The sequence below is a fragment of the Chitinophaga sp. RCC_12 genome (genome assembly GCF_041360695.1).
GTDB lineage: Bacteria > Bacteroidota > Bacteroidia > Chitinophagales > Chitinophagaceae > Chitinophaga.
This window is the reverse complement of record NZ_JBFUPS010000007.1, coordinates 368075-392095: the sequence shown is the minus strand read 5'-3', so window position 1 is coordinate 392095 and position 24021 is coordinate 368075. Positions and strand designations below refer to the sequence as shown.

Sequence of the window (24021 nt, the reverse complement as noted above, 5' to 3'; positions counted from 1 at the left end):
GGAACGTGGATAAATGGGGGACGGGTATTAAAATAAAAAAAAAGACCGCATCATTTATTTATGATACAGCCTCTTTTCATTCACTCAACCGTTATAATTACTTAGGTGTAAAAGTGATATGGATACATTAACCGGTATTAAAAAATACATGCAGGGTGAGAACACCCCGCAATCTTCATCGCCTGTAGATTCCACGCTAGTGTACTATTGAGAAACCGTACAGGAATGAATCACGATGGCGGGTTGTAAAGAGCTTATATCGTGATGAAATAATCATTTTATATACCGTTTAATATCTGATCTGTGTTAAAAATGGGCAGAGTGTCGGCCCGGAGCCTGCACGATTTATACAACCCCACTACCATCCGTGATCTTCCGGACCGGCTCTGCCTGTATTGTTGATTAATTATCTCAGGCGATGGCAACTGTTCCTAAGTTGCGGACCGGCCATCCGTTGCTTTGACATGCTTAGGTTACTTCGTGATGGCTGTATATTAACTACGTGTAGACTTTTTACTCTTTTCCAGTTCATCTATAAAAGGTACTTCATCGAGGATAAAGGACCTGACAGCGTTCTGGAAATAAAGTTCCAGCTGAAAGAATTTAACTGCATTCTTTCCGCCAATGATCTTCGTAAATTTTTTCAGGTATCGTTTGTGGAATTTATCGTAGGCCATATCATTTGTAATAGTTCTGTTGGCGAGTGACAGGGCTGTTTTGTCATCCAGCTGGTTATATGCTTTTGCATAATCGTTCAGGATGACCAGCCGCTCACGGGAAAGTTCCCGCCTGTTGGACTCATACGCGCCATACAGTTGCCAGAATGCATTTGACTGGCTATTATCCAGTTGCATGTATTGTTCTACTACGACTTTCTTTTCTTTGCCAAATACCGTTTGGATTACCGACAGGTCTTCATTAGCAGCTTGTCCGAAAGTGGTGTGACCGTACCAGCAGAACATCAGGATGAATACAGTTTTCTTCATAAGTGTTTTTTTTCATTTGCATCAGCGGAGCAAAGGATTCGCCACAGTGAAGATGATTTGCCAAGTATGGAGTATGCCGAGGAAGGAATTGTTGTAAGCTTGTATTTCTATTAACATCACGATGTCAGAAAAAGTTATACAATTCTATTCTTTTTTTTATAAAAAAATTTATGGCGCTTTAAAAATATCTGCTTAATTTACAGGTAGAAATTTTTCCTCTCCAGGCATATACAAATCTCTCTCATCTCTTTTATTGCATTTCTTAAACTTCTGCAAGATGATGAACAAAGAGATTATGCGCATTCCTCTCCTTATTGCTTTACCGGTTCTGTTATGTGTAATTACTGCACAACCACTTTCCGCCCAGTTAAAAGGCGACCATCTGCTTGGCGATGCCGGCTTGCAATCAGGCACACAAGCGCCTCCGGGCTTTGCATTGCTGGTACCCGCCTATTTTTATTCTGCTTCCAAATTGAAGAACAGCAAAGGAGATGTGGTGTCAGACAATCTTGATCTTAATATGTTTGTTACCGGCATCGGCGGCAGCTGGGTGACCAATTTTAAAATACTAGGCGCCAACTACGGCGGATCGGTATTGTTCCCCTTTGCCAGTAACCGGCTGGAGTCTACTGTAACGACTACCAAATCGCCTTTTGCTTTCAGCGATATTTATTTTCAGCCGGTGCAACTGGGATGGCATACGAAGCATGCCGATTTCCTTTTTGGTTATGCGTTGTATTTTCCCAGTGGGAAGTATGAAATGGGAGGTGACGATAACAGTGGGCTGGGGCAACTGGCAAATGAGCTTTCTGCCGGCAGTACCGTTTTCTTTGATAAAACAAAGCTTATTCATTTCTCTGCGTTATTGTCCTACGCATTCAACTCCGAAAAGAAAGATTCCGATGTTAAAACAGGCGATAACCTTAGCATTGAAGGCGGCCTGGGAAAAACATGGTATAAAAAAGCCGCTGCCGGTCCGGTTCCGCGTATTATCAATGCGGGCGTAGTGTACTACATGCAATTCAAAACCACCACCGATAAAATTCCGCTGGCGGGCGGCTATGCGTTGGACCCAGACAAAGATCAGATCTTTGGCGCCGGCCTGGAAGGCAGTTATTATGCACCGCACATCCGGATGTTATTCAACCTGCGTTGGGTAGCTGAAATGGGCGCACAGAACAGGATACAGGGCAACACTTTTATGCTCACCCTCGCGTACAACCTGAAATCGTTTGAAAAAAAATAACCAGGACACCATCCACATTTCTCACATAAATCAAATATCATGAAAGCACTTCACCTCTCATTTATGCTGCTATTTTTATTTTGTACTACAGGTACCCTCCGCGCACAGGACGAGGAAGTAATTGTTGATGCCAAAAAAATCAACAACAACGCCGTTCCCAAATCTGTACAGGACTCCCTGAAAAAGAACTTCCCCAACATGACCCTGAGACAGGTATTAAAAATGCCGTTGAAAACGTATAAATCGAACTGGGAAGTAACGGAAAACAACATCAGCGAGGTAAGCAGGGGCGATTTTAACGTGTATGTACTCAATATCACCGGTAAAAGAGGCGGCAACCTGGAAGCCTCTTACGATGAAAGCGGTCACCTGATTGAAGCCAAAGAGCTGATCATCAATTCCCGGTTACCGCAAAATGTATCCACTTATATTGTTCAAAACTATAAGGGATACCTGATTGATTCGGACAAAATTAAAAGGACTATCCGGCCTGATAAAACAGAGCAGCAAATAGAAGTGGGCGTTCATAAAGGCAGTGATAAAAAAAGATTATTCTTTGATAACGCAGGAAATTTCATCAAAGAAAAATAGTACAACGACCAAGAAAAAGCCCTGATGCGCCAATGGCAAATCAGGGCTTTTCTTTACCTGTAACTACTCTGATACGTTATCCGTGTCTTTTGTATGCTTTTCTTCTTCCTGTTTTTTTTCTTCTTTTTTCTTTTCCTTATCGGGTACTACATTCTTCAATGTATCATCCGATGTTACTTCGCGGGTAATATCGCGGCTGTAGTCATTTCCCAGATCCGGACTGGTTTCGCCATGTCCGCCGATCGTTTTGTCTTTTAGTGGCATAACATTCCGTTTTAAAGGTTAAAAATTAATTATTCAGCGGCTACGCGCCAGATGGTGTTGGCAGCATCATCTGCTACCAGCAGGGCGCCATCTGCCGCTACGGCCACTCCTACCGGCCGGCCGTATACGTCGCTTGTTGCTGCATCTGCAATGAAGCCGGTGAGAAAGTCTTCCGCAGGCCCTGACGGTTGTCCTTTCTGAAAGGGCACAAACACCACTTTATACCCTGCCAGTTGTGAGCGATTCCAGGAGCCATGCTGCCCTATAAAAGCCCCTTGCTGGTATTTGCCCGGGAAAGTGCTGCCGCGGTAAAAAACGAGTCCTAATGAGGCCGTATGCGCACCCAGCGGAAAATCAGGTATGATCGCCTTTTTTACGGAGTCAGGCTGCTTTCCTTTCAGGCGTGGGTCTTCATGCTGACCGAAATAAGAATAGGGCCAGCCATAAAAGCCGCCTTCTTTTACGCCGGTCAGGTAGTCCGGCACCAGTTCATCGCCCAGTTCATCCCGTTCGTTGACCACCGTCCACAGTGTATTGGAGCCGGTCGCCCAATCCATGCCTACGGGGTTGCGGAGACCACCCGCGTAAATCTTTTCATCGCTGCCATCAGGATTGACCTGCAGGATATTAGCCCTGCGGTTTTCGTTTTCCATGCCATGCTCCGCCACATTGCTGCCGGAGCCCACGGATACATAGAGCTTTGCGCCATCCGGCGAAGCGATCACATTGCGGGTCCAGTGATTGTTATAGCCGCCGGCCGGCAATGCCAGTATGGTTTTACCGGCTGCGGTAATTTTGTTGTCGCCTTTTTTATAAGGGAATTGTACGAGGCCGTTGGTATTGGCTACATAAAAGCTGTTGCCAAGGATCAGCATCCCGAAGGGCTGGTCGAGCTTTTGCAGGAACGTAAACCGCTGGTCGGGTTTCCCATCTTTATTGGTATCTCTCAACAGGGTGATACGGTCGGCGCTTTTCTGTTCATTTTCTGATGCAGCTTTTCCGGTTACTACGTCGCCTACTTTCTGTACAAAAGCGCGGGTGGCATTTGACTCCGCCACGAAGATGTCGCCATCCGGTGCTACATAGATCCAACGCGGATTTTTGAATCCGCCGGCAAACTTGGTGACGATAAATCCTTTCGGCGCTATGGGAGTTTTGTTGCCTGGCCACCCGATAACGCGACTGAAGTTTTTCACGGACTTAGTCATATCCGGCTCCGGAAAGGTGTCGCCCGGCACATTTTGCTGGGCCGCGAGGCTATCCGACGCGGGCGCTTTCTTTTGTTGATTATTGCAGGCAAATAAAACCATAGCCATGAATAACATCCATGTACTTTTAATGCCACGGGATTTTTTTAGGGCTTTTATCTGCATAAAATAATTTTACTGTTCTCCGCTGGTATCCTTTTTCTCTCCATCTATCTTTTCCGTGTCCTCTTCTTCTGTATTATCCGCAGATTGGATCTCCGCCGGCTCGGACTGTTCCTGTTTTCCCAACAGGTCATTTTTTGAAAAAGGTTTTTGTGCCGGTTGCTTTTTCTGATCGTGCTGTTCCATAACCCGTCTTTTTAAAACATTAAAAAATCAAATGTTCCTGTTAAAAATTTCGGCAAAATCATGCCAGTATAAACAGCGGCATGAGCCGTATGCAAGGAGTCCTTCTCTACCGTGGCATAGTATTTAGATGTGATTTAAATACTAAACCAATAGCTATGATATCAAGAGATGCATATTCCATCAGCCTCTGGCAGGATCACGCAATGCCCTTTGAAGGGAGGAAAACGGCTGACCCGGACACACTATATGATGTGATCATTATTGGCGGGGGAATTACCGGTGTAAGTACCGCCTTTCTTTTGCAGGATGAAGGCAAAAACTGTTTGCTGCTGGAAGCGGAAAACATTGGCTATGGCACTTCCGGCGGCACTACTGCACATTTAAATACTTTGCTGGATGTTCCTTATTCCGTGATCCGGAAAAACTTTGGCAAGGAAGCCGCCCAACAGGTGTATGCCAGTGTTTCAGAAGCCATTGCGCTGATAAAACATAATATCAGCCGATGGGGAATTGAGTGTGGATTCAGTGACGCAGATGCTATCCTGTTTGCACAAAATGAGGAACAGGACAAAGAGCTGGAGCAGATCGCAGAAGCCTCTGCCGAAGCAGGGCTTGAAATGATGCCCGTAGGCACTATTCCCGTATCCATTCCTTTTACCAAAGCCATGAAAGCGGGCGAACAGGCAAAGTTCCATCCTTTGCAATATATACAGGGCCTGGCGCGCGCCTTTGAAACAGCAGGCGGTACCATCCGGCAGCAATGCCGTGTAACCGGTGTGGACAATAACGAAACTGTTACCGTTACCACCAATGCCGGCACCTTTAAAGCCAGGGCGGTGATTTACGCCACACATATTCCGCCAGGCATCAACCTGCTGCACCTGCGGTGCACACCTTACCGCAGCTATGCAATGGCCTTCACGCTGGAAGACGACAGTTACCCGGATGAACTGATCTATGATATGTACGATCCTTATCACTACTACCGGACGCAGGAAATAGACGGACAAAAGTACCTCATTGCAGGTGGGGAAGATCATAAAACCGGCCAGGAAGAAAATACCACGCAATGTTTTCTCCGGCTGGAAAGCTATGTGCGACGCCACTTTAAAGTGAAGGAAATTAAATATCAATGGTCATCGCAATATTATGAGCCGGTAGATGGATTGCCTTATATCGGACGGCTTCCGGGCGTGGAGGATCATATTTTTGTAGCAGCCGGCTATGGCGGAAACGGGATGGTGTACAGCAGTGTGGCTGCTTTGTTACTGAAGCGGATACTGCTGGAACAGAAACCTAAAAACGAAGCGCTTTTTGATCCCAATCGGATTAAACCTGTGGCAGGATTCAGCCAGTTTATTTCCCACAATGCGGATGTAGTGAAACAATTTATGGGTAAATTGTTTTCCGGTGAACAACTGGAAGTGCTGGCAGGTATTGCTCCCGGTGAGGGTAAAGTAGTGGAGTATGAAGATCAGAAAATAGCTTTATATAAAGATGAAGAAGGTAAGTTGCATGCGTTGAAACCTGCGTGTACACATATGAAATGTGATGTAAGCTGGAATAAGGCAGAGCATTCCTGGGACTGCCCCTGCCACGGCGCCCGTTACGGTATCGATGGCCAGGTGCTGAATACCCCGGCAGATCAGGGACTGGAACAACTGGATATCTCCTGAAAGCGTTATATATAATATCCAAAACAGGTTGGCAATGAGTCTGGAAAAATACCGTCAGAAAAGAACTTTTAGTAAAACCCCTGAGCCTACCGGCGGGAAAGGTGAGGACCAGCTGCTACACTTTGTTGTACAAAAGCACGATGCTTCTCACCTGCACTACGATTTCCGCCTGGAAATGCGGGGTGTGCTGAAAAGCTGGGCAGTACCCAAGGGGCCGTCTATGGACCCGGAAATAAAACGGCTGGCCATGATGGTAGAAGATCATCCGTATAACTACAAGGACTTTGAAGGTATTATTCCCGAAGGCAACTACGGCGCCGGTACCGTGATCGTTTGGGATGAAGGCGTTTATGAACCGGCGGACGATAATGACACAGATAAAAAACAGCAAACAAAAGACCTCCTGCATCAATTGCACAGCGGCAAATTAAAATTTGTGCTGAAGGGAAAAAAGCTCAAAGGCAGTTTTGCGCTAGTAAAGGCCGCAGGCAGAGGAGAAAACGCCTGGCTGCTGATGAAAGTGAAAGATCGTTACGCTTCAAAAACGGATATTACCGCTAAAAACAAATCGGTGATTTCCGGAAAAACCATTGAGCAGATTGCAAAAAATCCAAATAAAGTATGGAAAAGCAACCGGGAACCCACCGTTACTAAAACTGCCGCCAAGAAGAAGGCCGCCGCAGTACCGGCAGCAGACGATTTTACCGCGCTATTGAAAAAAGGGAAAACCGCTCCTATGCCCAAAGAGATGAAGCCCATGCTGGCAACGGTCACCTCCAAACCGTTTGATAAAGAAGACTGGCTCTATGAAATAAAATGGGATGGCTACCGTGCCCTCGGGTATCTCAACAATGGCAAGGTGGACCTGCTTTCCCGCAACCAGCTTTCTTTCAACGAAAAATTCAGGGTGATCACAGAAGCGCTGCAGCAATGGAAAGTAAAGGCAGTAACAGATGGCGAAATTGTGGCGGTAGATGAAAAAGGCAACCCCGACTTCCAGGCACTGCAAAATTATTTTAAGCATGGCAAAAGTGCGCAGCTTGTTTACTACGTTTTTGATTTACCCTGGTATAACGGCAAAGATCTTACACACTTACCGCTGGAAGAACGGAAAGCGATCCTGGCGGAGATCATACCGGCGGATCAAGACATCATCCGTTACAGCAATCATATCAGCGGGCAGGGCACCGCATTTTATGAGGCGGCCATTGACAAAGGGCTGGAAGGCGTGATGGCCAAAGCTGCCGGCAGCACCTACATTATGGGCCGCAGAACGGAGAGCTGGCTGAAAATTAAAAACAGTCACCGGATGGAGGCCATCATCTGCGGGTATACTGCCGGCAGGAACAGCCGCAAGCATTTCGGGGCCATTATCCTCGGAAAGTATGAAGGAAAGGAACTGAAATATATTGGTCATACCGGTGGCGGCTTTAATGATAAACTACTGAAAGAACTTTTTGCAAAGTTCCAGCCGCTCGTTGCGCCAAAGCACCCGTTTAAAACCAAGCCACAGACAAACATGCCGGCTACCTGGCTGAAACCGGTGCTGGTATGTGAAGTAAAGTTTGCCGAGGTAACGCGGGAAGGCATTCTTCGCCAGCCGGTATTTATGGGATTACGGGAAGATAAAAAAGCAGCAGATGAAAAGGAGGTAAAAGTTGTTTCCCCTCCTGCCGGAAAAAAAACATCCTCCCGTAAAAAAGATACGGGGATATTTTTACCCGGTGATGAGAAACAGGTAGAAATGAAGCTAGACGGGCAGTTGCTGAAATTTACCAATCTTGATAAATTATACTGGCCGGATGAAGGCATTACCAAGCGGGATATGATCAATTACTATGCAGCCATTGCCGACTATATACTGCCCTATCTGAAAGACCGGCCACAATCGCTCAACAGATTTCCAGAAGGCATCAAAGGATTTAATTTTTACCAGAAGAATGTGGAAGATAAGGTTGCCGACTGGATTCCAACTTTTCCTTATACCAGCGAATCGGATGGGGAAACAAAATCATTTCTTGTTTGTAAAGACAGGGCCACACTGTTGTACATGGCTAACCTGGGATGTATTGAATTAAATCCCTGGCACAGCAGGATACAGCATCCTGATGAACCGGACTATTGCCTGATAGACCTGGATCCTGATACCAATTCTTTTAACGAGGTAGTTGACACCGCGTTGGTGATCAAAGATATTTTAGATGAGATTGGTGCGCCTTCTTTTGTAAAAACTTCCGGGTCTACGGGCATGCATATACTTATTCCGCTGGGCGCGAAATACAGCTTTGAGCAATCAAGGATGCTGGCCGAGCTGATTGTAAATATTGCCAACAAACAATTGCCGGATAACACCAGTGTGCTGAGAACACCGGCCAAAAGGAAGGGACAGATCTATCTCGACTTTATGCAGAACCGGCAAATACAAACGATGGCGGTAGCTTATTCGCTGCGGCCCAAGCCGGGAGCCACCGTGTCGGCGCCTTTGCGGTGGGAAGAGGTGAAGAAGGGTTTGAAAACGGCTGACTTTAATATTTACAATATGCCGGAGCGGATAGCGGCGGAAGGCGATCTGCTGAAAGGTTTGCTGGGAAAAGGCATTAATATGAAAACGGTGCTGAACAAATTACAGCGTTTATTATAAGGTGGCCCGCATGTTATACGGGCCACCTTATTTATCAGGGTTTCAGGATTACTTTCACACAATCGTCTTCTTTGTGTTTAAAGATATCATAAGCATGTGCCGCTTCCGATAAAGGCAGCTGATGGCTTATAATATCATCCAGGACCACCTGTTCCTGCTCGATGAGGCCGAGCAATTTATCGATATACTTTTGTACGGGCGCCTGACCGAATTGCAGGATCAGGCCTTTGTCGAAGATCCGGTGAATGGGGAAATTATCATATGGACTGCCGTATACACCTACTACCGATACAACGCCGCCTCTGCGTACCGCTTCAAAGCATTGTTCCATTACTTTGGCGGTGCCTTTCTCTACATTGATCACTGCTTTCACTTTGTCAAAGAAAGAACGTTCCGCTTCTGTGCCTACAGCGTCCACGCATACATCGGCGCCGCGGCCACCCGTCATGGCGCGGATGGCTTCCACTGCATCTGTTTCATGCGGGTTGATGGTTTCCACTTTGTTTACCAACCGGGCTTTATCGAGGCGGTAGTTCAGCGGGTCAATCGCAATCACCCTGCCGGCGCCCTGCAGCCAGGCGGCCTTTTGTGCCATGAGGCCTACAGGACCAGAGCCGAATATGGTTACTGTTTCCCCGCCCTGTAGCCGGCCCCAGTCGATCGCCGACCAGCCTGTAGGAAAAATATCGGTGAGGAATAATACCTGTTCGTCAGATAAATGATCCGGTACCTTGCGTGGATTTATGTTGCCGTACATTACACGCACATACTCTGCCTGGCCGCCGCTGTAGCCGCCGTAAAGGTCTGTATACCCGTAAAGGCCGCCGCCTTTTCCTTTCATCATATCTCCTTCCGGGCCGTAGTGTTCGGGGTTGGAGTGCTCGCAATGCACGGGCATGCTATGCTGGCAAAAATAGCAGCTGCCGCAGGAAATGGGAAATGGCACCACTACCCGGTCTCCTTTTTTCAAATGGGTGATGGCCTTTCCTGTTTCCTCCACAATACCCATAAATTCGTGTCCCAGTACCTGTGGCTTAGGTTGTGGAAAAAAGCCGTCGTAGATATGCAGGTCAGAACCACATATAGCCGTTGACGTTACCTTCAGAATAAGGTCTGTGTCTTTTTCCAGTTTGGGGTCGTCAACCGTATCTACGCTGATACTGCCCGGGCGGTGAAATACTGCAGCCTTCATAAATTGTGTCTTTTAAAAGTTAATGGAATCAGTTTACGTCCTGGTTCAGATCACCATCACTGCGACGGCTATCTTCGTTTATATATTCCCGTTCCTTGCGGGAAGCGGCATGCTCCGGTTTCTTTTCGCCGAGGGCTTCTGTACTGGGTTCGTTCAGTTTGCGGGCGTTGGCGGCTGCTTTGGAAGTTCCGAGCAGGTCGCTCATCCATACATGCATTTTTGTTTTTGAGCCGGAAATAATTTTACGTTCTCCTTTCATTAATGCATCGTAGCCATCCTTCGCCACTTCTTCCGGAGGGGCCAGGGATTTTTCACGATAGGTAACGGTGTCTTCCTGGTGTGCCTTGTGGAAGAAGTCGGTGTCCGTAGCGCCGGGCAGCAATACCGTAACGGTAACATCGGTGTCACGCAGTTCTTCTGCCAGGGCGGCGCCAAAGGAAATAACAAAGGCTTTGGTGGCGGCGTATACCGACAGCAGCGGCATTGGGGTGGTACCTGCTTCTGATCCCAGCAGCAGGATGCGGCCCATGTTCCGTTTATGCATGTCTCTCAGGTAGAATTTAGTGAGCGACATTAACGCAATGATGTTTAACTGGATGATATCAATATCCCTGTTCAGGTCAGTTTCCAGGAAAGGGCCCCATTCTCCCTGTCCTGCGTCATTCACCAGCACATCAATGCTGATACCCATGTCTTTTGTTTCCGCATAAATTTCAGCCGCTGCAGATGGCATGAACAGGTCTTTTGTAATGGGTGTTACTTCCACTCCATAGGCCGCTTTCAGTTCATCCGTTACTTCCTGCAGCCGGTCGGGGTTCCGCGCCACGAGGATGAGATTGTAACTGTCTGCCGCCAGTAGTTTAGCCAGTTCATAACCAATACCGCTGGTAGCGCCGGTAATTAATGCGTATTCATTCCTGTTGTTAACATTAACGGTTGTCATAGCAAATGAATTAAGTGTGTATAGAATGATTTTAAAAAATGGCAGCAAAGACGGGGCCGGGTGTTGCTGAATGGCACAGCTTTAGTGATTTATAACAAAAAGCAATGAACCATGGACCCATTTGTATCTGATACTGAATTACTGCGTGATATCCGGCAATCACTTACCAGCAACCAGCAAACCCTGGCGGTAGCAGAAAGTGTAACTGCCGGGCATTTGCAGGTAGCACTTTCGCTGGCCGAAAAAGCCATGGATTTTTTCCAGGGTGGTATTACCACTTATAATATTGGTCAGAAAACGAAGCACCTGAACATTGACCCCATACATGGACAAAAGTGTGATTGTGTATCGGAGAAGGTAGCGCTGGAGATGGCGATAGCGGTAGGACCTTTATTTTCAGCCGACTGGGGCATCGCTATCACCGGGTATGCTTCGCCGGTGCCTGAGCTGGGCATCACCGAACTGTTTGCCTATTATGCTTTCAGCTTCAAGGGACAGCCCATGTCGCAGGGCAGATTAAAAGCGGAAGATAACGGAGATCCGGCAGCGATACGGCAATACTATACCCACGAATTATTATTACTTTTTAAAGATGCTTTACATCTTCCTTATTCTCCCGTAAAAAAATAATACAAGCGGTTACATGCTGAAAAATTACTCCCACTCTGTAACCGGATTTCCCATTGAATGGGTAAAGTGTTCCGCAACTGCATAACGGCAGCGATGTGGGAAGCGCTGCTCCGGCACATGGCGTAGTCTTTGAACGATTTTAAAAAAAACTCAGACTATGGAAAAGCAAGCATCAAAACAAAGCACTCCTGACAAACAGGTTAGCGGAGGATTCAGCAGTCATGCCAATACGCAAAGTACTGCCGCACAAAATTCCCGTGAAGAAGAGGATCTTGACAGCGGGTTAACCGCAGATGAAAAAGCGGACGAGGAAATAGAAGACACCGATCCGCCATTAGATGAGAATGACCTGGAAGAAAATGATCTTTCAGATGAAGAAGCAGATAATATTGAGTGGGACGAGGACAAAGAGTCCGGCAGCTGATATTATTGCTTCCCTTACTAACCCATTTTTTATTTTCATTTTAATTTCCCGAGATGTATACATTAGGTATTAATGCCGCTTTTCATGATTCAGCCGCCTGCCTGGTAAAAGACGGGCAGCTGATCGCAGCGGCGGAAGACGAGCGGTTTACCCATATCAAACACGGAAAAAGACCCATTCCTTTTGCAGCGTATGAGCTGCCTTTTCATGCCATTGATTATTGTTTGCGTACCGCCGGCATTCATATCAACGATGTAGATCACTTTGCCTATTCTTTTGATCCGTACCAGTTGATGGAGCCGGAAGTTGCCAGCAAGGAAGAGATAAAGCTACCCTTATTTCCGGCGGGAACGCTTACTAAAGAAAAGTGGCAATCGCCCTGGGACCCTTTATTTCTGCAGGCCATTGTTAATGCCAGGGGACAATTGAATGATGGTTATCCGCATCACCTGCAGCCAAGTTTTTATCAGGGTAACAGTAACCCCGGGCAGTGGCACCATATCGACCACCACCTCTGCCATGCTGCCAGCGCCTTCCTTCCCTCTCCTTATCATGAGGCTGCTGTAATGACGATAGACGGCCGCGGGGAAAGGGCTACCACTACTTTCAGTACCGGGTCCGGCAATGTGCTGGAGAGGATCAGCCAGGTAAATATGCCGCACTCACTGGGACTCCTGTACGAAAAAATTACTACTCATCTTGGTTTTCTTCATTCTTCTGATGAATACAAGGTGATGGCGCTGGCATCATACGGCAAGCCGGTTTATGTAAATGTGTTACGTGATATTATTTCGTTGTCTGATAATGGGCAGTACCAGATTGATGATGTGGACCTGGCAGAGATCCTGGGTCCGAAGCGGCGGAAAAATGATCCGTTCACGGCACATCATTTCGACATTGCGCATTCCATGCAGCAGGTGTTACAGGAAAGCGTGCTTTCACTGGCTTCCTGGCTGAAGCGGGAAACACAAAGCGATACGTTGTGCTTTGCCGGCGGAGTAGCCTTAAACTGTGTGCTGAATGCCACCATCCGCGATGCGGGCATCTTTAAAAACATGTGGGTACAACCGGCCGCCGGAGACGCCGGCACTGCACTGGGCGCTGCCCTGTGGCTCGATGCACGGATGCGGCATCCGGAAGGAAAGGATTTTGTAATGGATCATGCGTACTGGGGCCCGGCTTATACAGATGCGGAAATAGAACAGTTTCTAAAATGGACGAAAACATCCTACCGTAAGCTGGATAATATTGCAGAAGAAACCGCGCAATTGCTGGCAGATGATAAGATCATCGGCTGGTTCCAGGGACGGATGGAATTTGGTCCCAGGGCGCTGGGCAGCCGCTCCATCCTGGCTTCTCCCCTGCATGAGGATATGCAGGCCCGCCTGAACGAAGTAAAAGACCGGGAGGATTTCCGGCCGGTGGCGCCGGTGGTGACGGAAGAAGATGCCGCTGAGTGGTTTGAGGGAGCCAGGCAATCGCCTTACATGTTGTTTGTATACCCGGTGAGAAAAGACAAGCAGGCCCTTATTCCGGCCGTTACGCATGTGGACGGCACCGCACGTATTCAAACCGTAAATGAAGCCCAGCATCCGGCTTATTACCAGCTTTTACAGGCATTCAAAAAGAAAACAGGTGTGCCGGTATTAATCAATACTTCTTTTAACACATTGGGTAAGCCTATTGTATGTACGCCCCGGGATGCACTGGAATGTTTCTGGTCATCACCTTTTGATGCGCTGGTGATAGGCTCCTTCCTGGTTGAAAAATAAATAATACGATGAAGAAAGAAATGAAGATCTCCGTGGTGATTCCCACCTATCGCAGACCGGAGCTGCTGATGGAATGCATTCATGCGCTGGCCCGGCAGCATTTCGACCGGGGGGATTTTGAAGTACTCGTGGTAAGTGATGGCCCGGATGCCGCCACCAAAAAAGTGGTGTCTTCCTGGAAGGCCACCGGCCTGCTGCAGCTGAAGTACCTGTGTTTGCAGCATAAGGGAGGCCCCGCAGCTGCCAGGAACAAGGGATGGAAAAATGCGGCCGGAAAAATCATTGCCTTTACTGACGACGACTGCCGGCCCGACCCCGAATGGCTGAACCGCATCTGGCAGCATCACCGGCAGGACGAAGACCTGGTGGCCTACACCGGCAAGGTGGTGGTGCCCATGCCCGAACCCGGCGAGATCACGGACCATGCGTACAATACCGCTCATTTGTCCGAAGCTGAATTTATTACGGCCAATTGCGCCTGCACTAAAAGAGCGCTGGAACTGACAGGAGGATTTGATGAACGGTTCACCATGGCATGGCGGGAAGACAGCGACCTGGAGTTCAACTTTCTCCGGCATGGCATTCCTATCCGTTACCTGCCGGTGGCGCGGGTGGTTCATCCCGTTCGTAAAAGTTCGTGGGGAAGCAGCTTATGGGACCAGCGCAAAGGAATTTTCAATGCGCTACTTTTCAGGAAATACCCCTCCCTTTATAAAACCCGGATCAAACAAGCGCCCCCGCTGAAATATTATATTATGGCCGGTAGCCTGGTGGCATTTATGATTTGTTTGTTGTTGGGAAATTTACCTGCTGCGGCCTTGTTGCTAGGGTGCTGGATAGTAACCTGGTTGTATTTTACGGGTCAGCGGTTATTAAATACCAGCCGTCAGCCGTCGCATATGCTGGAGATGCTGTATACTTCTGCCTTTATTCCTTTACTATCTATTTACTGGCATTTTTATGGCAGCATTAAATACCGGGCATTCTTCCTGTGAGTAATTAAACCGGCTGCAGCAGTTTGTTCACCGCTTTCAATACATTTTCCACGGTTGCTTTTTTCAGCTGATGCTTAGGGATCTGTTGATAAGCATATTGCAACAATACATTTTTACTTTGCAGCGACGGGGGAACATCAAAATATAACACTTCACTTTTTACCCGCCAGGGCGTGTGCTGCAAATTTGTTAACGCATACAGTACGATCACCGGCGTAGCCGTAGCCGCCGCGATGTGGATAGTACCGGTATTTACAGAAATTACTAGCGGGCTTTTGCGGATCAGCAGTGCAAATTCAGCGACCGACAATGCGCCGGCCAGGTTGATAGCGCCTTCACCAATGGCTTCTTTCAGCGCTTCCCCATCTGCTTCTTCGCCGGTGTTGCCGGTAATCAGTAACTGGCACTGGTGGTGTGCAATGATCTGCTTACCTATTTCCACCCACTTATAAAAGTTGTACTGGCGTTTTGCGTCCTGCACCATCGGATGCATCACGATCCAGGGTTTGAGGTGGTCAGCGCCGTATAGTCTCATTTTTTTGATGATGGCCGGCCAGTGTGTTTCATGTGTTTGCAGGGAAAGTTTTGTGCTCACTACTTTAGCGCCGGTAAACGCCACCAGGTTGATATCGCGTTCCACCTGGTGACGGATGGTATGCAGCGGTTCTTCATCCGGAATCCAGTGCGTAAGCAGTTGGTAGGGATTTTCGCGGCAATAGGCGAGTCTTAAAGGAATGCCTGCCTCAAAAGCCAGCATGGCCGTAGGCAATGGATTCTGGCTGTATACTGTGAATATAATCGCCGCATCAAAATGTTCTTTGCGCAGGGTTTCCACCAGTTGCTGGTAGGTTTCCGGCGTAGCCACATGATCGTGTTTTACCCAGGGTGCATTGAATACAATCACCTGGTCTATTTCCGGTATGTCGGCTGTTACCGGTGCGGCAGCCGCGGACGTGAGCAGGGTCAGGTGGCATTGAAAGGATTCTTTCAATGCCCTGAAAGCCGGTGTGCTCATGAGGAGGTCGCCCATATTGTCGAGGCGGATGCACAGGATTTTTTTGCAGTCGTTCCAGTTTATATTCATATTATTAAGCGGGATGTGATAATTGCCGGGTAGATATTTTCCTGATAATAGCAGTAGTAGAGCGGTCTTTCACCAATGGCAGCAATACTATCTCCCCGTGTTGCTCTTCCACGAGCCTGGCTTCCGGCAAATCTTCCAGTGAATAATCTCCTCCTTTTACAAACACCTGTGGCCGCAAAGCTGCAATCAGTGCGGCGGGTGTGTCGTCTGTTATATCCCCGAAAGGTATAATGTGCGTTACTGCTCCGAGGCCTGACAACACCTGCATCCGTTCAGCGAGGGTGTTAACGGGTCTGTCGCTTCCTTTCAGGCGGCGGATGCTTTCATCGGTATTAATCCCCACGATGAGTACATCGCCCAGTTCCCTTGCGCGGCAGAGGTAATTAACATGACCGCTGTGGAGGATATCGAAACAGCCATTTGTAAATACTATTTTGCTGCCGTTGTTGCGGTAGAAATTCCCCAGCGCTTCCAGTGTATCCGTATCCGTGAGTACCTTTCCGTTGAGCGCTGCAGCGGCCAGCAATTCTTTGGAAGTACAGAAGGCGGTAGTAGCTTTGCTGACGGCAATGGCGGCGGCCATGCCGGCTACTGAGGCAGCTTTTGCAGCATCTGCCCCATGCAGGGATGCTACTGTAAATGCGCTGATATAACTATCGCCGGCGCCGGATACCTGCGGATGCAATATTTTTTGAGCAGGCGTATGCAGCAAGAGTTGATCCCTTTCAAAGATCAGGGCACCGGCTTCGTCCAGCGTTACAGCAGTAATGTGCGCGCCGGTGGCGCTGAATATTTCCTCGCCTGCCTGTTGCAGGATTTCCAGCCGGTTTGTTCCGTTGAGGCGGAGTTGCAGCAACCGCGCAATTTCATCGCTGTTAGGTTTTACCAGTGATGGATGCAGGTCGCGGTAAGCGCTGAGGTTTTTTGCATCTACTGCAAGGAATGGCTGGTAGCGTTGCTGCAGGCGTTCCAGGGCGCTGATGATGCGGGGCGTTAACAATCCTTTCTGGTAATCTGCCAGCAGTACGGCGTCGAAATCAGCGTATATCCGTTCCAGTTGGTCAATTACCTGGTCTTCTGTTTCCCGGCTGATATTGGTTTCCGTGCCGGTATCATACCGGGCGATCAGCTGTGTGCCCGCCAGCAGGCGGGTTTTGCAGATCGTGCGCCGTTCAGGCGGTGAAAACAGTAAAGGATTGATGTGATGCCTGCTGAGTAGTTGTTGTATCTGCCGGCCTGCTGCATCGTTTCCGGTGATGCCGAGGCAGGTAACGTTTACGCCAAATCCGGCCAGGTTGATAGCAGTATTGCCAGCCCCACCGGGAGCATATTGCCGGCTGTTGACTTCCACCACCGGTGCGGTGGCTTCCGGGCAGAGGCGGTGGCTTTCTCCTTTCATATATACATCGAGCAGCAGGTCGCCTATCACCAGTACGGATAGTTTTTTCTCCGCTGCACATATCTGCTTAATAAGTAAGTCCATAAACAGGGTTCTTTGAGTGTTCAATAATAATATCCGTCGCCACCGGCCAGGAGTCTGCCCGGTATAACGGGGTCCTGTTGGCATCCAGCCGCCATTCGGTTTCATTGCCATTATCCAGTAACACGGTTTTACATCCCGCCCGGTTGCCCGCTTCTATATCGTTGAGGATATCGCCTATCATCCAGGACGAGGGCAGGTGGATGTTATGATCTTTGGCTGCGCCCAGGATCATACCGGCGTTGGGTTTCCTGCACTCGCAGTTGACCCGGTATTGTTTCAGTGCGGCTTCGGGGTGATGCGGGCAATAATAACATCCGTCGAGCCAGGCGCCTTCATCGCGGAGCAGGCTGTTGATGTAGTTGAAAACACCTACCAGCATAATTTCGCGGAAGTAACCGTGTGCCACACCGGCCTGGTTGGAAACCAGGATCAGTGCAAATCCCGCTTCCCGTAATCTCCGGAGAGACTCTCCCGCAAAAGGTTCCAGCGCTATCTTTTCAGGGTTTACGTTGTACGGTTCATCATGGATCAATGTGCCGTCTTTATCAATGAATATGGCTTTCTTCATACTGCTCTTTTTATGGTATCTGCCTCACTTCTCCTGCTGCTTCGCGCCAACACCTCACCATAAAGCTTGTGCATCCTGGAAGCTACCTGTTGCCAGGTAAACAATTTGCGTACTCTTCTTACTGCCTGCTCTCCCATTTCATTTAATTTCTCAGGCGTCTGTAACAGCTGGCTAACGGCGGCAGCCAATGCGTCCGGGTCTTTCGGGGGTACCAGTTTACCGGTAACGCCGTCGGCTACACTATATTTGATACCACCTACGTTAGCGCCTACCACAGGCGTTCCGCAGGCCATGGATTCCAGCGGAGTGATACCAAAGGGTTCGTACCAGGGCGTGGTGATAAAGAGATCTGCCGCTGAATAATAATACTTCAGTTCGTCCCTGTTCTTGTGCCCTGCAAACTGGATACCCGCCGTTACGCCTAGTTCTTTCGCCAGCATTTTCAGCCGTTGGGCTTCATGATTATGTTGTGTGGGATTGGCGTCGCCGCCCACTACGATGAGCCGGATGTTATGCTGGCGGCAGCTCAGTTTTGATAACGCCTGGATGACGTTGTCGATTCCCTTACGGGGAACAATACGGCCAAGCTGCAGCAGTATTTTTTCTTCTTTGGGCAACCGCAGCATAATGCGGGCCAGTTGCTTATCTATAGGAAACAGTTCTTCGAGGTTTACCCCGCATGGGATGACAGCAATCTTATCTGCCGGTGCATCGTAGTATTTGAGCAGATCTTCCCGGTCCTGCGGACATTCCGCCACAATACCATCTGCCATCAGCATGGCTTGTTCTTCTATCGCCAGCCGTTCCGGCGGGAACCGGTCGTTTTCTCCCTGGAATAGTTGCCGGATATGACCTAAGGCATGGAAAGTAACTACATAAGGAATACGTAATAAACCTTTTATTTCCATTGCTACGAGGGCAGACATAAAGAAATTGGCGTGAATAAGCTGATAGTCGATTTCTTCTTCCTTCATAAATCTCAGCATGTCCTCTCTGAAAGCAGCCATATATGGCAGCAGCTTTTCCTTTTCGATCACTTCCGGCGGACCTGCATCTACATGAATGATCCTGATCCCCTGCCGCCATTGTAAACAGCGGGGATAATCGCGGTTTTCCCTGCGGGTGAAAATATCTACCGCATAGCCTTTCTGTGTAAGCTGTCTTGCCAGTTCCGCTACGTACACGTTTTGTCCGCCTGCGTCTACTCCGCCCAATATGGCCAGTGGAGAAGCATGCTCGCTGATAAATGCTATCCTTTTCATACTATTAGATTTTATCAAGGAATTAGTTGAATGCTACTTTCAAAAAAATCAATAATAGCACCAACCGGTTAAAGTGAAGAGGTTAGCGTTTTCAGCGGCATGATGAGCGGATTTCCTGAGCCTGATTCAAACGCCTGTGTTGTAAAGCGCTTCAAAGAAAAATAGCCTGCTGGCGTAGAATATAGCAAGAGCGGGCATTGGGGCGTTTCCGGGATAGAATAAAATTCACACAACAAGCATTAATCTCTACAACGTTTCCATATGGTTGGCAAAAAAAATGGATGCATATTCACGCATCCATTTTTTTTGCTACGATTTGTTGTTCTGTTTTATGGCCTCCCATATCTGCTGAACAATGTACCCGCCTTCCATTTCGGTAAGCCGGGGAGAACAGGTAAATCCATCGCCGTTTTCCATCAGCATGAGGTTATCAGGCACAGCATGATGAAACAGTTCACCCAGGTTATCGTTCAGTAAGTAGTACACGGAATGACCGTTGTAGGTATCCGGCTGGATGTCCAGCGAATACGAATGACCATTTACAGTGGCATTTAGATGCTGTATCATAACAAAAGATTTGTGAAGTAACCACAAGTATTGCACCAGTACAACTGGCATGTTTCTGGTCGTTAGCATCTGTTAAAAAGTTGTATGAGCAACCAGATTAAAATGATGGCGGAATACGCGGACAGCATCCGGTTCAACTCCTTGCCCGCAGCGATCACAAAACAGCTGAAGATACATTTACTCGACAGCATGGCTTCTTTTATATTCTCCACCAGGGAAGATCTTCCACAAAAAGTAGCGCGGGGACTCGGCAGGTTATCCGGTGTAAAAACGGCTGACTTCCCGTTACAACTGCCTCCAAACCTCGCGGCGCAGTATTACACCACACTGATCAGGTATCCTGATTTTATGGATAACTTCCTGGCCAAGGAATCTACCTGTCACCCGAGTGATAATATTGGCGCCTTGTTAGCCGCTTCACATGTAAAAGAGATCAGCGGCGCCGACTTCCTCGCTGCCATGGCTGTAGCCTATGAAATGGAATGCCGGCTTACTGAGCAGCTGCCGGTAATGATCAGCGGGCATGACCATACCACGCTGCTGGCGTTTTCCGCCACCGCGGGAATTGCGAAGCTGCTGGAAATGCCGGTGCCGCAAATGATGAATGCTTTAGGCATTGCCGGCTGCAGCTATCATCCCTTAGTGACCTCGCGTGCTTCTTATACCACCCAATGGAAAGGGCTGGCTTCTTCTCTTGTTAATGAAGGTTGTATGAACATATGTGTGCTGGCACAGGAAGATATTACCGGGCCGGTGCAATTGTTTGAGATCCCCGAAAAAGGATTCAATGCTATTTACGGGATGAAGCTGGAGTACGACTGGACCAAAGATCAGTTTGAACTGATTCCGCGCTGCTGCCTGAAAACCTACAATGCGGAAGTACATACCCAATCTGCTATTGCCGCAGCTGTGGAATTAAGGGAACAGCACGGGATCAACCCGGCGGACATCCGGCACGTGGAAGTAACCACTTTTCTTACCGCGTATCATATTGTTGGTGGCGGCGAGTATGGCAACCGTACGCTGGTACATACCAAAGAACAGGCAGATCACAGTATGGCTTATGTAATTGCCGTGGCCCTGCTGGATGGTGAAGTAACGCCGGAACAATTTTCGCCGGAACGGATCACCCGGACAGATGTACAGCAACTGTTGCAAAATGTAACTACCCATACTGCATTTCCTTTGCATAAACCGGTAAAGGTAGCGGGTTTGCTGGATCCTTACACAGCCGCCTATCCTGATAAGCTGAAAAGTAGTGTAGCCATCCGTATGAAAGATGGTACAATATTTAAAGCGGAAAAAGAAGCATACAAAGGATTTTATACAACATCTTTCACCTGGGAAGATGCAAAGGAAAAGTTCAAAAGGCTCACGCAGGGGCGGATATCCGAAAGCGCCGGTGAGCGGATTACGGCATTGATACAAGATCTTGAACACAGCAGCATCCAACAATTGTTACAGCTAATTTTTAAGCCATGATAACCAGCCATATTCAACGCATCGCGATTTTAAGGGCCTTACAACTGGGCGATCTTTTATGTGCAGTACCGGCGTTCCGTGCGCTCAGGACGACGTTCCCGAACGCGCATATCACTTTGATAGGGCTACCGTGGGCCAACACTTTCCGGCAGCGGTTCTCTCACTATATAGATGAGATGGTGGTGTTCCCGGGCTATCCCGGTTTGCCGGAGCAACCGCATGACCCGGTCGCTTTCAGCGAATTTATGAATCTTATGAGGAAGCGATCGTACGACCTGGTATTACAGATGCAGGGTAACGGCACGCTGGTGAACCCGCTGGTGTTGGCTATGGAAGCGAAATACACCGGTGGCTTTTCACCGAAAGGTACTGTTCCTGAAAGCGGGATGTTTGTTCCGTACCCGGAAGACCTTCATGAAATTGAGCGGCACCTGTACCTGTTGAAGCAGCTGGGTATACCGGCGGCAGGCACGCATCTTGAATTTCCGCTGACTACCGCCGACCGGGATTCGTTCCGGAGCCTGCAATTGCCGTGCGAGGACTACCAGTATATTTGTGTGCATCCCGGCTCACGGGCAGCGTGGCGGCAGTGGCCTCCGCCTTACTTTGCCGCCATTGCCGATCACCTGGCCGAACAGGGTTGGAAAATAGTGCTCACTGGTAGTAATGAGGAGCGGGAATTGACGCTGGCCGTAAAAAGCTATATGCGGTTCCCTGCAGTGGATACCGCTGGAGAACTGAGTTTAGGAGGCATGGCCGTGCTGATAAAAAAATCGAGGGCGCTGGTATCCAACTGCACGGGCGTGTCACATATTGCGGCGGCCACGGCGACACCCAGCGTGATCATCAGCATGGATGGCGAACCGCATCGCTGGGCGCCATTGAATACGCATCTTCATTGTACCACCGACTGGACACGGCACAATGATTTTGACCGGATGCTGATAAAAGCAGATCAGCTGCTGGCGCGTACAGATGACCGGGTGTATCACCGGGCTTAGTGTCCGTCGAGTGCAGGCGTGACGGAAAAAAGACTTTCAGGTTGCCATGCCACGCCGGTAACCTGCCGGAACACCTGTTCCCATTCTGTTGTAAAGCGGGTGATGTTAAACAGTGCATTGGCCGTTTCCTTTGCGCGCGCTCCCAGCCGCATCGCATGTTCGGGATCATTTAACAGGAGTTGCATTTTTTCAGTGAGGTAGTTCACATCTGTATGGATATAACCATTTTCACCATCTTTAATAACCGTTACCAGTTCCGTGGTGGCCAATGCTACCACCGGCATTCCCTGCATCATGGCTTCACAAACTGCCAGCGCTAAACTGGTGTGTCTTACCGGGTGAAAATAGAACCGGTACCTGCTCCGGAAAGCAGGCAGATCGGGGTGCAACACTTCTCCCACCCCTTCCTGGTTACCCATGCCGGCGAGGTCCAGCGGCACCTGCCTGCTCACCTGGTCGTAGATATCCCATCCGAGGGTGCGGCCGCGTTGCCGGAGGTGGTTAATGGTTACCAGTCCGCAGGGTAGATCGCCGCAATAAGGATAAGGAGAATCCGTAACCCCGTGCGGGATAACGGTAACGGGCGTACGATTATTATTCCACATCAGTTTATTGAAATGCGTGACGTGTACCAGCAGTACCATCGGGTCATCCACTACGTGCGACTGGTTCACGGGGTGGAGCGAGGGCGTGTTGTGTTCCAGGTAAATACGCGGCAGCCGCTGCTGCGTAGCGGATAACACATCAAACTGATCGGTGAGGTAATTCTTTTCCGACTGGAACAGGATACAATCGAACGTGTAATGTTTTACTTCATCGAAAGGAATTTCGTGTACATTATTACCGAAAGGAAAGGTTGCTCCCCGGCCATAGTACCCTTCCTCTTTGTTTTCCTTTACAGGAATATACAGTTCGTAGTTGCCCTGGGACAGGTAGTACAGGTAGCTGCCGTGTACATGCCAGGTAAATATTCTCAGTTTTTCAGCGACATGGTGCATAAGTTATTTTTTTATGGAAGCCATCAAGAATAACACCAAAACAATGACCGTTTTATTTCCGCGGCGCTTTCTTTTTGGTGGTTTTGCGGGACAGCAGGTCTTCCTCATGTTTGCTCAATGCATCTCCGATCGCTTCTTCCACCGAGTGGGATTCTGTCATGCTCATTCTTTTCCTCGTTTCGTCCACCATCACGCAATAGTATTTGTGCAGCACGTCCAGTTCTTCTTCCGATAAATTTTCCACATCAATCAGCCGGTTGCTGGCTGCCTTGTTGGCTGCAATGAGTTCATTGAGTTTCAATTGAACTGATTTGGCGTCTTTATTCTGCGACTTCTGGATAATGAATACCATCAGGAAAGTAATGATGGTGGTACCGGTATTGATGACGAGCTGCCAGGTATCGGAGTAGCCGAATACGGGGCCGCTGACCGCCCATATAATGATCACTCCAAGGGCTACAAAAAAGGCCCAGGGGCTACCGGTGGCGGCGATGACCTTTGAGGCCATTGTTTCAAAGAAATTGGTTTTAGGTTTTTTGTCGGTAAGCGCTTTCATAACATCGGGCTGTTTGGTTTCTCTTCTTTTCCCATACAACTTTTGCACCAGCGCTTTTTAGAGGGATAAAACGGGTTTTCCGCCACAATCTGACCCAGCAGCGC

At 48.6% G+C, this 24021-nt stretch carries 23 protein-coding genes; 10 read left to right on the top strand and 13 right to left on the bottom strand.

The window, feature by feature from the left end; all coding sequences use genetic code 11:
• Nucleotides 1–494: 494 nt before the first annotated feature.
• Nucleotides 495–986 (bottom strand): hypothetical protein, encoded by a 492-nt coding sequence (locus tag AB6805_RS21775; protein ID WP_370911553.1) that lies wholly within the window; start codon nucleotides 984–986, stop codon nucleotides 495–497.
• Between the two features lie 277 nt (nucleotides 987–1263).
• Between AB6805_RS21775 and AB6805_RS21770 the strand changes: the two genes are divergently transcribed.
• Both AB6805_RS21770 and AB6805_RS21765 read left to right on the top strand, forming a co-directional pair.
• Entirely contained in the window at nucleotides 1264–2232 is a 969-nt protein-coding gene (locus tag AB6805_RS21770; RefSeq protein WP_370911552.1) for a transporter, read from the top strand.
• A gap of 39 nt (nucleotides 2233–2271) precedes the next feature.
• Nucleotides 2272–2823 (top strand): PepSY-like domain-containing protein, encoded by a 552-nt coding sequence (locus AB6805_RS21765; protein WP_370911551.1) that lies wholly within the window; start codon nucleotides 2272–2274, stop codon nucleotides 2821–2823.
• A gap of 63 nt (nucleotides 2824–2886) precedes the next feature.
• Here AB6805_RS21765 and AB6805_RS21760 read toward each other — a convergent pair whose 3' ends face one another.
• From AB6805_RS21760 to AB6805_RS21750, 3 genes are read right to left on the bottom strand one after another with little or no spacing between them, the layout of a single operon-like run.
• Nucleotides 2887–3087, bottom strand: a complete 201-nt coding sequence (locus tag AB6805_RS21760; RefSeq protein ID WP_370911550.1) for a hypothetical protein — start codon at nucleotides 3085–3087, stop codon at nucleotides 2887–2889.
• A gap of 29 nt (nucleotides 3088–3116) precedes the next feature.
• Nucleotides 3117–4460, bottom strand: a complete 1344-nt coding sequence (locus AB6805_RS21755; RefSeq protein WP_370911549.1) for a sorbosone dehydrogenase family protein — start codon at nucleotides 4458–4460, stop codon at nucleotides 3117–3119.
• A gap of 9 nt (nucleotides 4461–4469) precedes the next feature.
• Nucleotides 4470–4643, bottom strand: coding sequence for a hypothetical protein (locus AB6805_RS21750; RefSeq protein WP_370911548.1), 174 nt, complete (start codon nucleotides 4641–4643; stop codon nucleotides 4470–4472).
• 155 nt (nucleotides 4644–4798) lie between these two features.
• Between AB6805_RS21750 and AB6805_RS21745 the strand changes: the two genes are divergently transcribed.
• Both AB6805_RS21745 and ligD read left to right on the top strand, forming a co-directional pair.
• Nucleotides 4799–6319, top strand: coding sequence for an FAD-dependent oxidoreductase (locus AB6805_RS21745; RefSeq protein ID WP_370911547.1), 1521 nt, complete (start codon nucleotides 4799–4801; stop codon nucleotides 6317–6319).
• Between the two features lie 34 nt (nucleotides 6320–6353).
• The gene (ligD, locus tag AB6805_RS21740; RefSeq protein ID WP_370911546.1) at nucleotides 6354–8960 is read left to right on the top strand and encodes a DNA ligase D; all 2607 of its coding nucleotides are present in this window, start codon (nucleotides 6354–6356) and stop codon (nucleotides 8958–8960) included.
• 34 nt (nucleotides 8961–8994) lie between these two features.
• Here ligD and AB6805_RS21735 read toward each other — a convergent pair whose 3' ends face one another.
• A complete protein-coding gene (locus AB6805_RS21735; protein WP_370911545.1) occupies nucleotides 8995–10152 on the bottom strand; it encodes an alcohol dehydrogenase catalytic domain-containing protein in 1158 nt (385 codons plus the stop codon).
• Between the two features lie 28 nt (nucleotides 10153–10180).
• Entirely contained in the window at nucleotides 10181–11095 is a 915-nt protein-coding gene (locus tag AB6805_RS21730; protein WP_370911544.1) for an SDR family NAD(P)-dependent oxidoreductase, read from the bottom strand.
• Nucleotides 11096–11206: 111 nt separating this feature from the next.
• On the opposite strand from AB6805_RS21730, the gene AB6805_RS21725 reads away from it, so the two are divergent.
• The 4 genes from AB6805_RS21725 to AB6805_RS21710 all read left to right on the top strand — a co-directional run bounded on the left by AB6805_RS21725 (nucleotide 11207) and on the right by AB6805_RS21710 (nucleotide 14916).
• Nucleotides 11207–11725 carry a CinA family protein gene (locus tag AB6805_RS21725; protein ID WP_370911543.1) on the top strand — a complete coding sequence of 173 codons (519 nt, stop codon included), beginning with the start codon at nucleotides 11207–11209 and terminating at the stop codon, nucleotides 11723–11725.
• A gap of 157 nt (nucleotides 11726–11882) precedes the next feature.
• Entirely contained in the window at nucleotides 11883–12149 is a 267-nt protein-coding gene (locus AB6805_RS21720) for a hypothetical protein (RefSeq protein ID WP_370911542.1), read from the top strand.
• A 53-nt stretch (nucleotides 12150–12202) separates the two neighbouring features.
• The gene (locus tag AB6805_RS21715) at nucleotides 12203–13921 is read left to right on the top strand and encodes a carbamoyltransferase (protein WP_370911541.1); all 1719 of its coding nucleotides are present in this window, start codon (nucleotides 12203–12205) and stop codon (nucleotides 13919–13921) included.
• Nucleotides 13922–13929: 8 nt separating this feature from the next.
• On the top strand, nucleotides 13930–14916 hold the full coding sequence (locus AB6805_RS21710) for a glycosyltransferase family 2 protein (protein WP_370911540.1): 987 nt from the start codon (nucleotides 13930–13932) through the stop codon (nucleotides 14914–14916).
• A gap of 4 nt (nucleotides 14917–14920) precedes the next feature.
• Here the strand turns inward: AB6805_RS21710 and AB6805_RS21705 are convergent, their stop codons facing one another.
• From AB6805_RS21705 to AB6805_RS21685, 5 genes are all read right to left on the bottom strand, one after another.
• A complete protein-coding gene (locus tag AB6805_RS21705; RefSeq protein ID WP_370911539.1) occupies nucleotides 14921–16000 on the bottom strand; it encodes a glycosyltransferase family 9 protein in 1080 nt (359 codons plus the stop codon).
• Between the two features lie 4 nt (nucleotides 16001–16004).
• Nucleotides 16005–17483 carry a D-glycero-beta-D-manno-heptose 1-phosphate adenylyltransferase gene (gene rfaE2 / locus AB6805_RS21700; RefSeq protein WP_370911538.1) on the bottom strand — a complete coding sequence of 493 codons (1479 nt, stop codon included), beginning with the start codon at nucleotides 17481–17483 and terminating at the stop codon, nucleotides 16005–16007.
• Nucleotides 17467–18051 (bottom strand): D-glycero-alpha-D-manno-heptose-1,7-bisphosphate 7-phosphatase, encoded by a 585-nt coding sequence (locus AB6805_RS21695; protein ID WP_370911537.1) that lies wholly within the window; start codon nucleotides 18049–18051, stop codon nucleotides 17467–17469. Before AB6805_RS21695 ends, rfaE2 begins: the two co-directional genes overlap by 17 nt.
• On the bottom strand, nucleotides 18048–19313 hold the full coding sequence (locus AB6805_RS21690; protein WP_370911536.1) for a glycosyltransferase family 4 protein: 1266 nt from the start codon (nucleotides 19311–19313) through the stop codon (nucleotides 18048–18050). Before AB6805_RS21690 ends, AB6805_RS21695 begins: the two co-directional genes overlap by 4 nt.
• A gap of 309 nt (nucleotides 19314–19622) precedes the next feature.
• Nucleotides 19623–19880, bottom strand: coding sequence for a hypothetical protein (locus AB6805_RS21685; RefSeq protein ID WP_370911535.1), 258 nt, complete (start codon nucleotides 19878–19880; stop codon nucleotides 19623–19625).
• 84 nt (nucleotides 19881–19964) lie between these two features.
• On the opposite strand from AB6805_RS21685, the gene AB6805_RS21680 reads away from it, so the two are divergent.
• Both AB6805_RS21680 and AB6805_RS21675 read left to right on the top strand, forming a co-directional pair.
• Nucleotides 19965–21362 carry an MmgE/PrpD family protein gene (locus AB6805_RS21680; RefSeq protein ID WP_370911534.1) on the top strand — a complete coding sequence of 466 codons (1398 nt, stop codon included), beginning with the start codon at nucleotides 19965–19967 and terminating at the stop codon, nucleotides 21360–21362.
• Nucleotides 21359–22363: a glycosyltransferase family 9 protein gene (locus tag AB6805_RS21675; RefSeq protein WP_370911533.1), complete on the top strand. Its 1005-nt coding sequence runs from the start codon at nucleotides 21359–21361 to the stop codon at nucleotides 22361–22363. The genes AB6805_RS21680 and AB6805_RS21675 overlap by 4 nt, the downstream gene beginning before the upstream one ends.
• Here AB6805_RS21675 and AB6805_RS21670 read toward each other — a convergent pair.
• Nucleotides 22360–23361, bottom strand: a complete 1002-nt coding sequence (locus AB6805_RS21670) for a glycosyltransferase family 4 protein (protein WP_370911532.1) — start codon at nucleotides 23359–23361, stop codon at nucleotides 22360–22362. The genes AB6805_RS21675 and AB6805_RS21670 overlap by 4 nt on opposite strands.
• 52 nt (nucleotides 23362–23413) lie before the next feature.
• Nucleotides 23414–23965, bottom strand: a complete 552-nt coding sequence (locus tag AB6805_RS21665) for a low affinity iron permease family protein (RefSeq protein WP_370911531.1) — start codon at nucleotides 23963–23965, stop codon at nucleotides 23414–23416.
• Nucleotides 23966–24021: the final 56 nt, after the last annotated feature.

What these genes read in the sequence shown, in the direction of transcription:
- ligD (WP_370911546.1), top strand. Translation starts at nt 6,354, where the DNA reads ATGAGTCTGGAAAAATACCGTCAGAAAAGAACTTTTAGTAAAACCCCT.
- rfaE2 (WP_370911538.1), bottom strand. Translation starts at nt 17,483, where the DNA reads ATGGACTTACTTATTAAGCAGATATGTGCAGCGGAGAAAAAACTATCC.
- AB6805_RS21745 (WP_370911547.1), top strand. Translation starts at nt 4,799, where the DNA reads ATGATATCAAGAGATGCATATTCCATCAGCCTCTGGCAGGATCACGCA.
- AB6805_RS21735 (WP_370911545.1), bottom strand. Translation starts at nt 10,152, where the DNA reads ATGAAGGCTGCAGTATTTCACCGCCCGGGCAGTATCAGCGTAGATACG.
- AB6805_RS21775 (WP_370911553.1), bottom strand. Translation starts at nt 986, where the DNA reads ATGAAGAAAACTGTATTCATCCTGATGTTCTGCTGGTACGGTCACACC.
- AB6805_RS21685 (WP_370911535.1), bottom strand. Translation starts at nt 19,880, where the DNA reads ATGATACAGCATCTAAATGCCACTGTAAATGGTCATTCGTATTCGCTG.
- AB6805_RS21695 (WP_370911537.1), bottom strand. Translation starts at nt 18,051, where the DNA reads ATGAAGAAAGCCATATTCATTGATAAAGACGGCACATTGATCCATGAT.
- AB6805_RS21675 (WP_370911533.1), top strand. Translation starts at nt 21,359, where the DNA reads ATGATAACCAGCCATATTCAACGCATCGCGATTTTAAGGGCCTTACAA.
- AB6805_RS21770 (WP_370911552.1), top strand. Translation starts at nt 1,264, where the DNA reads ATGATGAACAAAGAGATTATGCGCATTCCTCTCCTTATTGCTTTACCG.
- AB6805_RS21715 (WP_370911541.1), top strand. Translation starts at nt 12,203, where the DNA reads ATGTATACATTAGGTATTAATGCCGCTTTTCATGATTCAGCCGCCTGC.
- AB6805_RS21680 (WP_370911534.1), top strand. Translation starts at nt 19,965, where the DNA reads ATGAGCAACCAGATTAAAATGATGGCGGAATACGCGGACAGCATCCGG.
- AB6805_RS21760 (WP_370911550.1), bottom strand. Translation starts at nt 3,087, where the DNA reads ATGCCACTAAAAGACAAAACGATCGGCGGACATGGCGAAACCAGTCCG.
- AB6805_RS21705 (WP_370911539.1), bottom strand. Translation starts at nt 16,000, where the DNA reads ATGAATATAAACTGGAACGACTGCAAAAAAATCCTGTGCATCCGCCTC.
- AB6805_RS21725 (WP_370911543.1), top strand. Translation starts at nt 11,207, where the DNA reads ATGGACCCATTTGTATCTGATACTGAATTACTGCGTGATATCCGGCAA.
- AB6805_RS21765 (WP_370911551.1), top strand. Translation starts at nt 2,272, where the DNA reads ATGAAAGCACTTCACCTCTCATTTATGCTGCTATTTTTATTTTGTACT.
- AB6805_RS21710 (WP_370911540.1), top strand. Translation starts at nt 13,930, where the DNA reads ATGAAGAAAGAAATGAAGATCTCCGTGGTGATTCCCACCTATCGCAGA.
- AB6805_RS21690 (WP_370911536.1), bottom strand. Translation starts at nt 19,313, where the DNA reads ATGAAAAGGATAGCATTTATCAGCGAGCATGCTTCTCCACTGGCCATA.
- AB6805_RS21730 (WP_370911544.1), bottom strand. Translation starts at nt 11,095, where the DNA reads ATGACAACCGTTAATGTTAACAACAGGAATGAATACGCATTAATTACC.
- AB6805_RS21755 (WP_370911549.1), bottom strand. Translation starts at nt 4,460, where the DNA reads ATGCAGATAAAAGCCCTAAAAAAATCCCGTGGCATTAAAAGTACATGG.
- AB6805_RS21670 (WP_370911532.1), bottom strand. Translation starts at nt 23,361, where the DNA reads ATGCACCATGTCGCTGAAAAACTGAGAATATTTACCTGGCATGTACAC.
- AB6805_RS21720 (WP_370911542.1), top strand. Translation starts at nt 11,883, where the DNA reads ATGGAAAAGCAAGCATCAAAACAAAGCACTCCTGACAAACAGGTTAGC.
- AB6805_RS21750 (WP_370911548.1), bottom strand. Translation starts at nt 4,643, where the DNA reads ATGGAACAGCACGATCAGAAAAAGCAACCGGCACAAAAACCTTTTTCA.